Origin of the sequence: Rhodococcus sp. IEGM 1379, assembly GCF_030056815.1 — a bacterium.
Lineage (GTDB): Bacteria > Actinomycetota > Actinomycetes > Mycobacteriales > Mycobacteriaceae > Rhodococcus_F.
This window is the reverse complement of the sequence record NZ_JASHKR010000105.1, coordinates 1-13,613: the sequence shown is the minus strand read 5'-3', so window position 1 is coordinate 13,613 and position 13,613 is coordinate 1. Positions and strand designations below refer to the sequence as shown.

The 13,613-nt window shown below is 62.8% G+C and carries 12 protein-coding genes; 3 read left to right on the top strand and 9 right to left on the bottom strand.

Features of this window, described 5'->3' with window-relative positions:
- Window positions 1-561 (top strand): serine O-acetyltransferase EpsC (epsC, locus tag QM600_RS26875; protein ID WP_283264819.1); only part of this gene is annotated, 561 nt, incomplete at its 5' end.
- A 58-nt stretch (window positions 562-619) separates the two neighbouring features.
- On the opposite strand, the gene QM600_RS26870 is transcribed toward epsC, so the two are convergent.
- The 7 genes from QM600_RS26870 to QM600_RS26840 all read right to left on the bottom strand — a co-directional run bounded on the left by QM600_RS26870 (window position 620) and on the right by QM600_RS26840 (window position 7,902).
- Window positions 620-928, bottom strand: a complete 309-nt coding sequence (locus QM600_RS26870; protein ID WP_283264818.1) for a hypothetical protein — start codon at window positions 926-928, stop codon at window positions 620-622.
- Between the two features lie 138 nt (window positions 929-1,066).
- Entirely contained in the window at window positions 1,067-2,020 is a 954-nt protein-coding gene (locus QM600_RS26865) for a cation diffusion facilitator family transporter (protein WP_349307293.1), read from the bottom strand.
- A 315-nt stretch (window positions 2,021-2,335) separates the two neighbouring features.
- Complete coding sequence (locus QM600_RS26860) at window positions 2,336-3,784, bottom strand: aldehyde dehydrogenase (protein ID WP_283264817.1); 1,449 nt, start codon at window positions 3,782-3,784, stop codon at window positions 2,336-2,338.
- A 4-nt stretch (window positions 3,785-3,788) separates the two neighbouring features.
- Window positions 3,789-4,940, bottom strand: a complete 1,152-nt coding sequence (locus QM600_RS26855; protein ID WP_283264816.1) for an Rv3169 family protein — start codon at window positions 4,938-4,940, stop codon at window positions 3,789-3,791.
- Window positions 4,941-4,942: 2 nt separating this feature from the next.
- Window positions 4,943-6,103: a phosphotransferase family protein gene (locus tag QM600_RS26850; RefSeq protein WP_283264815.1), complete on the bottom strand. Its 1,161-nt coding sequence runs from the start codon at window positions 6,101-6,103 to the stop codon at window positions 4,943-4,945.
- A gap of 139 nt (window positions 6,104-6,242) precedes the next feature.
- Window positions 6,243-7,130, bottom strand: coding sequence for an ROK family protein (locus QM600_RS26845; protein ID WP_283264814.1), 888 nt, complete (start codon window positions 7,128-7,130; stop codon window positions 6,243-6,245).
- Window position 7,131: 1 nt separating this feature from the next.
- Complete coding sequence (locus QM600_RS26840; protein ID WP_283264813.1) at window positions 7,132-7,902, bottom strand: class I SAM-dependent methyltransferase; 771 nt, start codon at window positions 7,900-7,902, stop codon at window positions 7,132-7,134.
- Window positions 7,903-8,095: 193 nt separating this feature from the next.
- Here QM600_RS26840 and QM600_RS26835 point away from each other — a divergent pair, with 193 nt between their 5' ends.
- Window positions 8,096-9,310 (top strand): glycosyltransferase family 4 protein, encoded by a 1,215-nt coding sequence (locus QM600_RS26835; protein WP_283264820.1) that lies wholly within the window; start codon window positions 8,096-8,098, stop codon window positions 9,308-9,310.
- Here QM600_RS26835 and QM600_RS26830 read toward each other — a convergent pair.
- Window positions 9,257-11,020: an MmpA family trehalose lipid delivery protein gene (locus tag QM600_RS26830; RefSeq protein WP_283264812.1), complete on the bottom strand. Its 1,764-nt coding sequence runs from the start codon at window positions 11,018-11,020 to the stop codon at window positions 9,257-9,259. The genes QM600_RS26835 and QM600_RS26830 overlap by 54 nt on opposite strands.
- Window positions 11,021-11,053: 33 nt before the next feature.
- Between QM600_RS26830 and QM600_RS26825 the strand changes: the two genes are divergently transcribed.
- Complete coding sequence (locus QM600_RS26825; protein ID WP_283264811.1) at window positions 11,054-12,256, top strand: lipopolysaccharide biosynthesis protein; 1,203 nt, start codon at window positions 11,054-11,056, stop codon at window positions 12,254-12,256.
- A 90-nt stretch (window positions 12,257-12,346) separates the two neighbouring features.
- Here the strand turns inward: QM600_RS26825 and pgfA are convergent, their stop codons facing one another.
- Window positions 12,347-13,477 (bottom strand): cell envelope lipid trafficking protein PgfA, encoded by a 1,131-nt coding sequence (gene pgfA / locus QM600_RS26820; protein WP_283264810.1) that lies wholly within the window; start codon window positions 13,475-13,477, stop codon window positions 12,347-12,349.
- Window positions 13,478-13,613: the final 136 nt, after the last annotated feature.

The window sequence follows — 13,613 nt, the reverse complement described above, 5'->3', positions numbered from 1 at the left end:
ATTCGCGAGGACCTGCAGGCTGCGCGCGGTCAGGATCCTGCCGCGCGCAGCAACGCGGAGAACGCGCTCGTTTACTCAGGGCTGCATGCCATCTGGTCGCATCGAGTTGCGCACAGGATGTGGGCGGTGCCCGCACTGCGCGGTCCGGCCCGGGTGCTGTCGCAGCTGACACGGTTTGCCACCGGCATCGAGATTCACCCCGGCGCCACCATCGGCCGACGGTTCTTCATCGACCACGGCATGGGCGTCGTGATCGGGGAAACCGCTGAGGTCGGCAACGACGTCATGCTCTATCACGGGGTCACCCTCGGTGGTCGTTCACTCGAGCAGGTCAAGCGTCACCCGACGCTCGAAGACCGCGTCACCGTCGGTGCGGGTGCCAAGATCCTCGGCCCCGTCGTCATCGGTGAAGGCAGCGCTATCGGCGCCAATGCCGTTGTGACACGCGATGTTCCGGCAGATTCCATTGCAACCGGAATTCCCGCAGTGGCGCGTCCGCGCACCACCACGGAGAAGTTGGTGGATCCGAACAGCTACATCGATCCGGCGATGTATATCTGAACTTGTTTGTCGGTGGCCGCCCCTTCGTTTCGACGGTGGGGCGGCCACTGGCGTCTGTTCAGGCTCTCGTCAGGTGCCATCCTCGACGGCCCAGCAGTACGGCAGTGAGAGCGCCCAATGCTGCTCCGAGGAACGGGAAACTGGCAAGTAGGAACCAATTTCTCGACGCATTGGATCGAGAATCGAAGTAGAGGTTCAGCGACGATTCGTAATCCTGACTCATCTGCACACCAGTTAGCGGTGCGTATCCTCCCTGGTACACGATTGTCTGGTCCGAACTGGTCATTGCGTCGATCAGAACGGCCAGCAAGGGAATTCCTCCGACGACAAATCCGAGAACCGCCAGGACGACGACTAGTGCGCGCATCAATCGAGAGTATCCGGGGCATTGGATGTTCAGGCTCGCGGCAGGCTCGACAATTGGGGAATGAGCACCCCTTTCGCGAAGTGAGCACCCCTTCCGCCGTGCGGGAAGGGGTGCTCACTGTGCGCAGAGGGTGCTAGCTCAGGCCACGATGGACGGTTCTTCAGGCGTCGAAAGCGTCAGGATCGCCCGTACGACGCGCGGACTGTGCTCGAGTGTGTGCTCGAGTTCTCGCAAGGTGTGGGCGACTCGCGATTCTGCGTAGTCGCCGACCAGGTCGACACTGGCAACCAGGTACACCTGCCGCGGACCAAGGTATTCCATGCGCAGGAACGTGATTCGGTTGATGTCGGGAAGCGCGGTGAGTGCTTCGATGCCGGCGGCGCGGAGCGTCGGCGATGCTTCTTCGCCAACCAGGAACCGGCGATTGCGGTCGATCAGGATAACCGCGATCACACCGAGAAGGATGCCGACGCAGATGGATCCGAGGGCGTCGGGAATCGGTGAGCCGGTGATCTGGTGGAGCAGGACGCCGACAAATGCGATGATCAAACCGATCAGTGCCGCAGCATCTTCGGCGAACACGGCCCGGGTCGTGGGATCGGAAGTGTTGAGGGCCTGGACAAGTACGTCGCGATTGACTGCTGTGGCTTCACTGCGAAGTTGTCTGTATGCCTGTCGGAACGAGATGCCTTCGAGGATGAACGAGACCCCGAGAACTGCGTAGGCAACACCGAAGTCGGTGGCCGGTTCGGAATTGAACAGTTCCTGGATTCCGTGGGTGATCGACACTCCGGCGCCGAGGGCGAAGAGTCCGAGGGCCGCGAACATCGACCAGATGTAGGCCTCGCGGCCGTATCCGAGTGGATGTTCGCGGTCCGGGACTCGCTTCGATCGCTTGTTGGCGATGAGGAGCAGCACCTCGTTGCCGGTATCGGCCCACGAGTGGGTGGCCTCGGCGACCATCGACGCTGATCCGGTGATGATCGCGGCAGCTGTTTTTGCCGCGGCGATCAGAGCGTTTGCGGCAAAAGCCAGTACGACGGTGGTGGTGCTTTCGTCGCCGGACGCTTTCGCATCGGTATCGGTGCTCACGATCCTCAGGCTAGGCGGGTGGCGACGGTTTTGTGCGGGGACGCTGGGAGTCAGGAACCGAAGGGGAGGGTGCCTGGCGGGATCTGGTACCCGCTGCTGCCGATGGAGGCGCTGCCCCAGATTGCAAGGAAGGCGTTGATTGCATTGGTGAGCATATGGATTGTCCTTCTGTCAGACGACGGATTCGATATCGACGGTACCGGGCGGAACTTAGCAATTGCTGTAAGCGAGCACTCTTTTCATGAAGTGAGCACCCCTTCCGTCTTGCGGGAAGGGGTGCTCACTGTGCACAAAGGGTGCTAGCTCAAGTCAAGATCAGCCCACGTAGCCGGGGGGCATGAGCACGGACTTGGTCTCGCAGAAGGCTTCGAGGCCCTCAGGTCCGTTCTCGCGTCCGATACCGGAGTTCTTGTAACCACCGAACGGTGATCCGGGATCGAAGGCGTACCAGTTGATCGCGTAGGTACCGGTGCGAATCTGCGCGGCAACTTCGAGGCCGTGCTCGATGTCGGTGGTCCAGACGGAACCGGCGAGGCCGTAGTCGGAGTCGTTGGCGATTTTGATGGCCTCGTCCTCGGAGTCGTACGGAATCACCGAGAGGACGGGTCCGAAGATCTCTTCACGGGCGATGGTCATGGAGTTGTCGACGTCAGCGAAGATGGTGGGCTCGACGTACCAGCCCTTGTCCAGGCCGGCGGGACGTCCACCACCGAGTACGACGCGTGCGCCCTCTTCCTTGCCCTTGGCGATGTATGCCTCGACGCGCTCACGCTGCTTCTCGGAGATCAGCGGACCCAACTGCGATGCCGGATCGGAAGGATCTCCGACGGTCATGTATCCGGCAGCGGTCTTCATTCCCTCGATGACCTCGTCGTAACGTGAACGGGGAGCGAGGATTCGGGTCTGTGCGACGCAAGCCTGGCCGGTGTTCATCAGGCCGGACATGACGAGCATCGGCATGCCCGCAGCGATGTCGGCGTCCTCGAGGATGATCGCGGCGGACTTGCCACCGAGTTCGAGGGAGCAACGCTTGAGGTTCTGCGCGGCGATGGCACCGATCTTGCGGCCGATGGCACTGGAACCGGTGAAGGTGATCTTGTCGATGTCGGAGTGCGAGACCAGGTATTCGCCGGTCTCGGCGCCGCCGGGAAGCACAGAGATGATGCCTTCGGGAACGCCTGCCTCGGTGAAGATCTCGGCGATGACGTGGACGGAGAGTGGGGACTCGGGCGCGGGCTTGAGCAGGACGGCGCAGCCTGCGAGCAGAGCGGGAGCGAGCTTGTTGATCGCAAGGAACAGCGGAACATTCCAGGCGAGAACAGCCGCGACGACGCCGACGGGCTCACGGGTGACCTTGGTCTGCCCGAAGAGGCCGGTGCGCTTCTCTTCCCACGCGAACTTGTCGGCGAGTTCGGAGTAGAAGCCGAGCGTTGCCAAGGACGGGGTCTGCTGCATCATGCCGACCATCGAGGGCGGCTGGCCCATCTCGTCGGAGATGAGCTGGTTGATATCGGCGCTGCGCTCTTCGATGAGCTTGGCGGCCTTGGCGAGGATCGCACCGCGCTCGGAGGGTGTGGTCTTGCCCCACGGGCCGTTGTCGAAAGCGTTGCGGGCAGCGGAGATTGCTGCGTCGATGTCTGCGGGGGCAGCAACGGGACAGCTGCCGACGCGCTCTTCCGTTGCCGGGGAGAACACTTCGAGAACCTGGTCGGTGGACGGTGCCACCCACGCTCCGCCGATGTAGAGCTTGTCGTAGTCAGTCATCAATTCATTCCTCGGTGTTGTCGGCCGCAGGCTCTGGGGCCGTATCGGTGAAACTGGTGAAGCCGTAACGCTCGTGGGGTCCGATGGCAGCGACTTCGAAAAGTCCGGTGCCGTCGAAGGTTTGATCACCCTCGGTGAGATGGAACTTGCTGAGGTTGTCTACGGGGGAGAACATGCGTTGTAGTGGTTCGAATTCGTGGACCTTGTGTCGCAGGCCTTGGACCACCAGTTCGCCTTGCCACATGCCGTGGCGCCAGTCTTGCTCGAGTCCGTAGCCGGTGCCGATGCCGATGTAGTTGGGCAGCAACAGTTCACAGTCGACGGTCAATATCTCACCACCTGGGCGGTGGAAGGTGATGGTGGCACCGGTGACGTCGCGGGTGGCGGGGCAGAAGGTCAGTACGTGTTCGGGGCGGCCGAGCCATTCGGGTTCACGGTCTTTGTCGGGCCACACACGCATCGCTTCCTCGACAATGCGTCGGCCCTGCTCGTCTTCCTGCATGATGACGGAGATCGTGAACTCGTCGAACTGCATGACGCCATAGATCCAGAAGAAGTTCTGGATCCCGTCGACAGCGCGTCGGCCGGCAGGTTCTGCTTCGCCGACGGGACGCACGCCCCAGGAACGGTCGCGGTTTCCGCGCCAGATTGTCGGGTCGACGGGAATCTCTTCGCCGTCGACGGTGAGTTGCCCCGTCCAGGTTCCGGTTTGCAGGAATCGGGACGTGTCGAACGTGACGCGTTCAAGTTGGCGTCGAAAGTGCTTGGGCTCCAAGGCTGCCGGTATGGTGGCGTCGAAGGTGATATCGAAGGAGAGAGCGTATTCCTCACCAGGTTCGAGCACGACGCGGAGTTTCTGCAGGCCTTCGAGTACTTCGATGCGCAGTGGTCCGACGGTGGTGTCGGTGCGGTCGGCCCCGAGAGCCTTCGACATGCGGGCCACGATGTGGTGCTCACCGTGACGCAAAACCGCAAAGGCATCCATGACACCGAGATTGGGGTACTGGCCCAGTCCGACGATGAGAAATGTTTCCCGATCATCGGTGGGGTAACAGTTGAAGTAGTAACGGTCGTAGAAGTTTCGGTCCGAGGTGGCGACGTGGCGGACAGGCTCGGCGATCTGGTGAATGGGGAAATCGTCCATCGGTGACAACATGTTCAGTTCAGCCTCTCCCAGTAGGTGCCGTCGAGCATCGCGGTGAGGGACGCCCTGTGCATGATCATGTCGTCCGGATCGGCAGGTGTCTCGGCTTGGCCGAAAGCAATGGCGCGGGCTTGGATCCGATACATCACCGTGGCGTGTCGCAAGGCTGCGTAGGTGACGTAGTACTTCAGGTCGGCGGGGGTGTATCCGGTGAGTTCGGCGTAGGTTGTGGCGACGTCCTGGATACGAAGGAAGTCGGGTAGCCCGGGCAGATTGGCGAGGCCGGCGATGTCTTCGAAGAACCGGTGTAGAAACACCATCCACGCCAGGTCCATCTCGCGGGGCCCCAGCGTGGCCATCTCCCAGTCGAGTACGGCGACGGGTTCGAAGTCCTGATACATGACGTTGCCGATGCGGGAATCGCCCCAACACAGGACGGCCGGGGAGTCGTCAGCCGGGTTGTTGGCTTCGATCCAGTCCAAGCACCGTTCGATCAGCGGAGAACGGACTCCGTCGGCAACCGTCCACTCGTAGAAGCTTCGTTGATCGGCGATGTGTGCGGAGAATGCTTCTCGGGCAGTCGGACCCGAGCCCGGGAGTTGTAGAAAGTCGAATCGCTGCAGCGGCTTCTCGATGCCGTGCAGTTGGGCGAGCAGGTCTACGGACTTGTCCTGAAGTGTCCGGCGTTGCGCTGGTGTCGCCTCGGAAACCCACGAACCGAAGTTGTACGGCATGACGTCAGGCGGAACCTGACCGGTGATCCGCTCCATCACGAAGAACGGCGCACCGAGCGCCTCGGAATCGGATTCGGACCAGTAGACGGACGGAACGGGGACGTCGGAATGCTCCCGTACCTGCGCCATCGTGCGGAACTGGGATTCGAGGTCGTAGGTAGGAAATACCGGCATCGTGCTCTGGGCCGGTGCGACGCGGGCAACGAGCGGGTGGTGCTCCCCGTCCCAAGTGGCGTCGAACAGGATCGTTTCGCTGGACATGCCGTTGGCCGAAGGAAGGGTGACGTCGGCGACGGTGACGACGGATCCGGCCGGGACTTTGCCGGCCATCCATCGTTCGAGTCGCTCGCGCAAGTCCTCGGTGTTTCGCTGGGAATCACTAGGTCGGGCAACCTGAGCGTGATGTTCGGCATCATTGGCCGAGGAGACGTCGGAGCTCATGGTCACCTCCTTCCCGTAGGTGTCGCGTGCCAAGTCTGCAATGTTGTGAGTCAGAACACTAAAACACGTTACAGAAATTGTGAACAAGTGGCACCTGTTTACCGGGACTTGCTGCAGATTTGTCGAGAAGGAACGCGTGTCAGATGTCGACGTCGAGGGACAGAAGTCCGGCGCCCGTCAGAGTTCCGGCAGTCCCGAGTTGAGCGGGCACGATGCTCAGGTCGGAGACGAATGACAATCGGGCATGTCGGGCAGCCGATTCGAGGAGCGGGACCCACAGCGGTGGGCCGGCCTGGGAGAACCCGCCGCCCAGGACGGCAAGGTTCACATCCAGCAGGGCCGCGGCAGACGCGATCGCAATCCCCAAGGCGTGGCCCGCTCGCTCAAGCGCGGCGGTCGCTACGGGATAGCCTCCTTGCGCGTCCTCGGCAAGATCGAGTCCGGTGCTGCCGGTCCACCCCCGAGTTCTTGCCCACCGAACGGCCGACGGACCGCTCGCGACAGTCTCGAGGCAGCCGACGCCCCCGCAAGTGCACGATTCGTCTGAGCCTGGAACTACGAGGTGCCCGATGTGACCGGCATTGCCGGTGCGACCGGAGGCGATTTTTCCGCCCAGAACCACCCCTCCGCCGATACCGGTCGAGACGACCAGGCTCAGCAAGTTCGGGGTTCCGCGTCCAGCGCCGTGATGATGCTCGGCCAGCGCGGCAGCGGCACCGTCCATCGCAAGAGCGGTTCGGGCACCGGGAAAAAGCGCTTCGATGGCTTCGACCAGCGGGAACCCTCGGGCCCACTCGCTGATGTTAATGGGCGCTACGCGGCCGCCGACGGTGTCGACCGGGCCGGCGCAGGCGATCCCGACAGCGTCGACTTTTCTACCGTTGGCAACTCTCCGCAATAGCGCTGCGCAGGTAGCCCAGGTGTCGGTGTCGGGAGTTGGCACGGTCTCGACCTCGGGGACTCTTCCGTCCTCCCGTACGACGCCGGCAGCCATCTTGGTGCCACCGATATCGAGTGCGAGGCGCACGTTATTTCTTTTCGAGAACCACGACGAGGTTGCTCACCAGGAACTCCCGAAGGCCCGGAACACGGACCATCCACCAAGCCCACGACGGGTGATAGCGGGGGATTGCGGCGAGTAGTTCGCCTCGGTGTGTTCCACGGGCCCAGCGTAATCCGTCGGTGGCACCGACTTTGAACAATGACGTGCCGAATCTGTTCTTGGGTTCGCGGCCGGTGGTGCGGAGATAGCGCCGGGCCGCATATTCACCGCCGAAGGCGTGCCAGGGTCCAGTCTCGTGGCCACCGAACGGCCCCCACCACAGGGTGTACGAGAGGACCATCAGCCCGCCGGGTTTGGTGACGCGCAACATTTCCTCGGCCATCAACCAGGGGGCACTGACGTGTTCGGCCACATTCGACGAAAAACAGATGTCCACGGACGAGTCCAGAAACGGCAGTGCCAGGCCGGATCCGCGAACAGCGCCGCCGACGGTCAAGCCGGCTGCGTGCATCTCCGACGGATCGGGTTCGACGGGAATGTAGCGGGCGCCGGCGGCTTGGAATACCTCCGCGAAGTAGCCGGGACCGCCGCCGACATCGAGAACCGTCAACCCGTCCAAGGACTGACCGGTGTGACCTTCGTGCAGGTCCGAGATCAATTCGACCGAGTCGCGGGCCAGTGCGCCGTAGAAGATATCGGGTGCGCTTTGCTCATGACGGAAGTCGCTGAGCAAGCCGACGGATCGTTTGAGGGTTGCCCGTCGGCCGAAAATGCGGGTCACTGCGGGCTTGGTCACGGAAAGCAACTTTAGCGACTGGTGCGCTCAGTCCACGAATACCGTCGATTCCAGTGTCCACTGAGCGAGGCAATGCGGACGCAGAAACAGTTAGGGTGTTTCGCAGGGTTACCAACCGGTCATGGTGGGCATCCCCCGCAAGACCACACGCACCCGCTGCGGTCACAAGTACGAACTCGTAGGAGTAACGCACGTGCGTGAGGTTCTGTTGCTCTGTTGGCGCGACACCGGGCACCCGCAAGGCGGCGGAAGTGAGCGGTACCTCGAGCAGGTCGGAACCCAGTTGGCCGCGCGCGGAATCCAGGTGACGTTGCGGACGGCGTCGTATCCCGGTGCTCCGGCGTCCGAGAACCGCGACGGCATCACCATCAGTCGTTCCGGTGGACGCTTCAGCGTGTATCCGCGGGCACTGGTCGCGATTGCTGCCGGTCGACTCGGGTTCGGTTCGCTCAAAGGCATTCGTCCCGACGCTGTCATCGACACGCAGAACGGGATCCCTTTCTTCTCGAAGATGGTGACCGGCGCACCGGTCACTCTGCTGGTTCATCACTGCCATCGCGAACAGTGGCCGGTTGCCGGCAAATTCGTCGGCCGGATCGGCTGGTGGGTGGAATCCCGGTTGTCTCCGCGGACGCACCGGAGCAGTCAGTATCTGACCGTGTCACTGCCTTCGGCCGAAGAGTTGGCGGATCTGGGCGTGGATCGCAGTCGAATTGCCGTGGTACGCAACGGGGCTGATCGTCTTCCGATGGGCGTCGACGCGGGTGGTTCGATCACCCGGGCATCTCGCCCGACCATGTCGGTGCTCTCGCGTCTGGTGCCGCACAAGCAGATCGAGGATGCGCTCGAAGCTGTTGCAGTACTACGACCTTCGGTTCCGGATGTCCATCTCGACGTCATCGGCGGCGGCTGGTGGGAGCAGAACCTGCGTGATCGTGCTGCCGAGTTGGGTATCGACGACGCGGTGACGTTCTACGGACATGTCGACGAGGCGCGCAAGCATGAACTGTTGGCGCAGTCGTGGATTCACCTCATGCCTTCGCGTAAAGAAGGATGGGGGTTGGCTGTCATCGAGGCTGCGCAGCACGGTGCGCCGACCATTGGATATCGCAGTTCCAAAGGTTTGACGGATTCGATCGTCGACGGGGTGACCGGCCTTCTGGTGGGCGGCGAAAGCGTCGGTGACGCCGACGTGGCAGAACTGACCGAGGCAGCCGGAATTCTATTGCGCGATCACGAACTTCGAACGCTTCTCGGTGAGAAGGCACGGGTATGGTCCGGCGAATTCTCTTGGGAGCAAACCGGAACCGGGGTGTTCGAAGTATTGACCGCCACGGTGGACGGGAAAAGGGTCTCAGGTTTGGTTGCGCCGCGCGAGTCGAATTCTTTTCTTGTGCAATCCGATTGACAGCAGTGCAACTATCCCCATCAGAACCCAGGCCAGGTGGGCGATGATGACGGAGGCGCGCGCGATGCTCGAAGCTTGGTGCACGGCAATATCTCCGGGTACTCGATAAAGTTCCAGATAGTTGTCGGCGAAGACCTTCTCCAGATCGTGCAGTGAAGACTCGTCGAATTGGCCTGGTGTATCCCGTTCCACCACTACCCATCCGATGCCGAGTGCAGCCAACTCGGCGCTTCCGCCGCCGGAAAGCAAGAGATTCTCGACCTGGCCGGCGCGAGTTCCTTCTCCACCGACAGTTCCACCGGCGACTATCAGTCGCCCTGTTTGCGGGACGTCGAGGGGGAGGAAGCGCGGCGCCGGATCGAGAACCGGAGCGTCTCCGCTGTACGTGAAGGCGCGGAACATCCCGGCGGGAAGTACTGCCACATCACCGGATTCGGCTCTCAGTTGCCCGCCTTTCAACTGCTCGCCTTTCAACTGCTCGGATACGGTGGTCCAGGACTGTGGGTAGGTCACAGGTTTCAGTGCCCCGCCGACGCCCCAGACCAGATCGGGCAGTGCCAGGATCGTGACGACTACGGCAGCGATCGACCACGACGGTCTGGGCAGGGGAAAGCGCTGTTGCGCCCACATCACGGCGGCAGCTGCGGACAATGCGTAGAAGGGCGCTGCCAGAGCCACCCACTTCTGTGAGTCTCGGAGCAGTCCTGCGCCCGAAAAGGATTCGACAGACCAGCGGCCCACATCGAGTCCCCACGGCGTCGCCCCCAAAGCCGGAACGAGCACGGCGGCGAGGGCCAGGAGTCCCAGAGCGGCAATAACCGGATTACGACGCCGCCGCCACAGCGCCGGGATGCCGCTGAGCACCAGGATCAGGAGCAGAACGGTCCCGACCAGGGCGAAGAGTGTTGCGCGCGTGGCCGGAACCGCAGCCGAATTCCAGACGCCACCCAACCCGGCGAGGCTGCCCAGTGTTCCGAGTCCGGGTTCCGCGCGGGCGGCGAACGCTGCCACCCCGGCAGGGTCGGAGCCGTCGCCGACGCTTTCGGACAGAAGTGTTGCAGTCAGCCACGGCGACGCCGCGATCAGAAAGAGCGCGCCCACCCCGCTCAGGCGTCGCAGCACCGGTGATTGCCCGCCGGGTGAGGCAACCACCACCACTGCCGTCGTCAATCCCAGGAGTGCGCCGGTAGGCGTCAGACCGGCAAACGCCAAAGCTGCTGCCAGTGCCCACCAGGAACCGGGAATCTCCCGTCGTACCCCGATGCCGGCGCACACGATCCACGGCAACGCGCCGTAACCCGCCAGCAGGCTCCAATGTCCTTGCAGCAGACGCTCGGCGACGTACGGGTTCCATAATATGACTGTCGACGCCACCAACTGTGGTCCCAGTCCAGCTGTCGGTAGGAGTACCGCGACCATGCGTGCCGCGCCCCAACCAGCCAGCCAGAGTGCGGCGAACAACAGGGCTTTCACTACCAATCCGCCGTCGACGACTGTGCTCAGTGCCGCAATGAGAGCGTCTTGAGGCACAGCACGTGCGGCTGCGTCGGTGAGTCCGAGAGCGGAGTCCGTGAGGTACGACCGTGGGGTGCTGACGGCGTCGCGCAGCAGAAGGTAGCCGGAGCCGAACAGTGGCCCGAGGATCAAGGCCGACAGTGCCAAGCTGTACACCGCCGCTACGAAGCTGTCGCGTTTCGGCTGCACTGTCATGACGCGCACGATACGTGGTGCATCATTGGTCGCATGGCGCGCCAACCCCTCGACCGTTCTGCTGCAGCAGGGGTCAGCATGGTGATGGCCGGTTCCATGACTGCGAATGTGGCTGCGTACCTGCTTGCGTGGTTGGCGAGTAGATGGTTGGGCCCTGCCGGGTACGGCGAATTCGCAAGTCTCCTGGCCGCGCAGTTGGTCCTGGCAGTCCCGGCCTTGGCGTTGCAGACAGTGGTCGCCCGTGAGGCCGTACGAGGCAAGAGTGCAGAAGCCTTGCGGTCGTTGGGTTATCGATGCGCGGCAATCGTTGCCGTTCTTGCCGTGGTGCTCACTCCCGCGATGGCCTGGCTTCTCGATACCGGAATTGTGGCAGCGTTTTCGGCTTTGGTGACAGCTCCGATGCTGGTGTTGCTGGCTACGGAACAGGGATTGTTGCAGGGGCGCGGCCGGTTCGGTGCACTCAGCGCCGTGCTTGCGGGCGCCGGAGTAATGAAAGTTGTTCCGGCAGTGTTAGTTCTGGCCTTCGGTGGTACAGCCTCCGGGGCGCTGGTCGCCGGTGCGGCCGGAACGGCATTGTTAGTGGCGGTAGTTCGGATTCTCGACCGAACCGCAGTGCAGAGTGAGCATCAGCCTGTCCGTATCGGTGTTACGTCCGTGCTCGCGGCCTCGCAGGTCCAACTTGCGCTGATCGCGTTGTCGTCGCTGGACCTGCTGATCGTCCGTGTGGTCCTGAGCGAATACGACGCCGGTATCTACGCCCTGGGCGCGGTGGCAACCAAAGCGGCGTTCTGGCTGCCACAAGCGGTCGGCGTCGTCCTGTATCCGAAGATGGCAAATCCAGCGCAGTCGGCCCGCGCTGTGCGGACTGCGCTGGCCGTGCTCGTCGGAGTCGGCGCAACTCTGGTGCTGGGCGCGGCAATCGCAGGTCCGTTGGTGCCGGTGCTCGTGGGCGACGATTACGCGCCCGTGGCGTCGATGCTGTGGGCCTTCGCCCTGCACGGTGCGGTGCTGGCGGTGTTGCAGTGCGCTCTGCTCGCGGCAATCGCGTCGGAACGCACGAGGGTTGCCGTACTGGCGTGGATCGGGCTTGTCGTCGAAGGCACCGTGATGCTGGTGTGGGCCGAGACGCCGGGAGAGTTGATCGGGACTGCGGTGGTAGTCGCGTCGGTGACAGCGGTTGCCGTGGCGACAGCAGCGGTACGGAGTGCCGATCGTGCGAGTGTGAGCGCGAGCTAGCACCCTCTACAACAAGTAGGCACCCCTTCCGACGTGCGTGGAAGGGGTGCCTACTTCATACAACGGGTGCCAGCTTCACTGGCGAAACTCTCAGTCCTTGCGAAGATCCGGACGCGGGATCACCTGAGTGTCGTCGGTGGTCCAGTCGTGCTCGCCGGGAGCGGGGCTGGCGGGACGCTGTCCGCTCGGAGCCGGGTTGCCGCCACCATGCGCTGGCGCCGGGGTTCCACCCTTGCCGCCGCGCACACCGAGGAAGATACCGGCGATCAGTGCGATTGCGCCGAGGATGCCGGCGATGATCGGAACGGTACGACCGACGAGGTTGAGCAGATCCATGCCGTCCTTGGCCTGCCCGATCTGGTACTCGATGGTTGCTTCGTCGAAGGGAAGCGTGACGTTCAGGACGTCGACGTCGACCGAGTTCTTGTTGCGGCCGTAGTACTGATGCAGCTGCTCCTGGCCCTTGACGATGACGCCAGTCTTGGGCTCGACCCACAGGTCACGGACGTTGGTGTACCAACGCGTCATCGTGATGGGGGTTTCGCCGCCCGGTACGCCCCAGGTGTCGGCAGGCAGCGTCAGCTTGTTCGTGGGGGAGTTGACGACCTTCGACAGATCGACAGGTTCGACCGTCTGCGTGAAGTGGTAGACCTTCATGCCGTTGATCTCGGTCTCTTCGACGAAGTCGATGTCCTGAGTGGCGCGAGCATTGAGGTCGAAGTACGGGTAGGTCTTCTTCTCCGTGTTGAACGGGAACTTGTACTGCAATCCGTCGCGGGAAAGTTCCTGTGCAGGCTGACCGGGGTCGGTCTGAATCGTTCCGGCCGGGTCGTTGGTCGGCATGGAGCTGACGCGATCGAGCGTGACCGTGTCAACGGATGCAGTCAAAAGTCCGCTGTCGCCCTGCTTGTCGGTGCGGATGACCGTCTGGCCGGCTTGGACCGTGATGTCGTCGGCGTTGGAAGGATCCTGCGTCGTGACGTAGCGCTGAGCGACGATCGGTACGTTCTTGTCGACCTGTGCCTTACCGGCGAGCAGTGCCGCCGAGTTGAGGACGCTGCCGTTGCCCGTGGCAATGGTGGTCACCTCGAGGTCGAGTGGCGTCTTCTCCAGCTTTCCTACCATGTAAGTAGGAATGAGGACGGCGATGGCCAAGAGGAAGGCGCCGAGGCCCACCAGAATGCAAGGAAGTATCCGGCTCGGCCCTGAGCGTTCCGCCATGCTGTGACTCCTACCCGTTAGTAGTTTTGAGGTTCGGGAACTTGCACGATATGAGCTGTGCAGGTCGTATGGGGCCACGTAGACACCATGTGTGGCAGAACACTAACAGTCCACCGGCCCGGTTTGTCGCATGAGG

Coding starts and splice junctions, on each gene's coding strand:
- QM600_RS26870 (WP_283264818.1), bottom strand. CDS start 928: ATGCGCGCACTAGTCGTCGTCCTGGCGGTTCTCGGATTTGTCGTCGGA.
- QM600_RS26860 (WP_283264817.1), bottom strand. CDS start 3,784: ATGACTGACTACGACAAGCTCTACATCGGCGGAGCGTGGGTGGCACCG.
- QM600_RS26855 (WP_283264816.1), bottom strand. CDS start 4,940: ATGTTGTCACCGATGGACGATTTCCCCATTCACCAGATCGCCGAGCCT.
- QM600_RS26850 (WP_283264815.1), bottom strand. CDS start 6,103: ATGAGCTCCGACGTCTCCTCGGCCAATGATGCCGAACATCACGCTCAG.
- QM600_RS26830 (WP_283264812.1), bottom strand. CDS start 11,020: ATGACAGTGCAGCCGAAACGCGACAGCTTCGTAGCGGCGGTGTACAGC.
- QM600_RS26825 (WP_283264811.1), top strand. CDS start 11,054: ATGGCGCGCCAACCCCTCGACCGTTCTGCTGCAGCAGGGGTCAGCATG.
- pgfA (WP_283264810.1), bottom strand. CDS start 13,477: ATGGCGGAACGCTCAGGGCCGAGCCGGATACTTCCTTGCATTCTGGTG.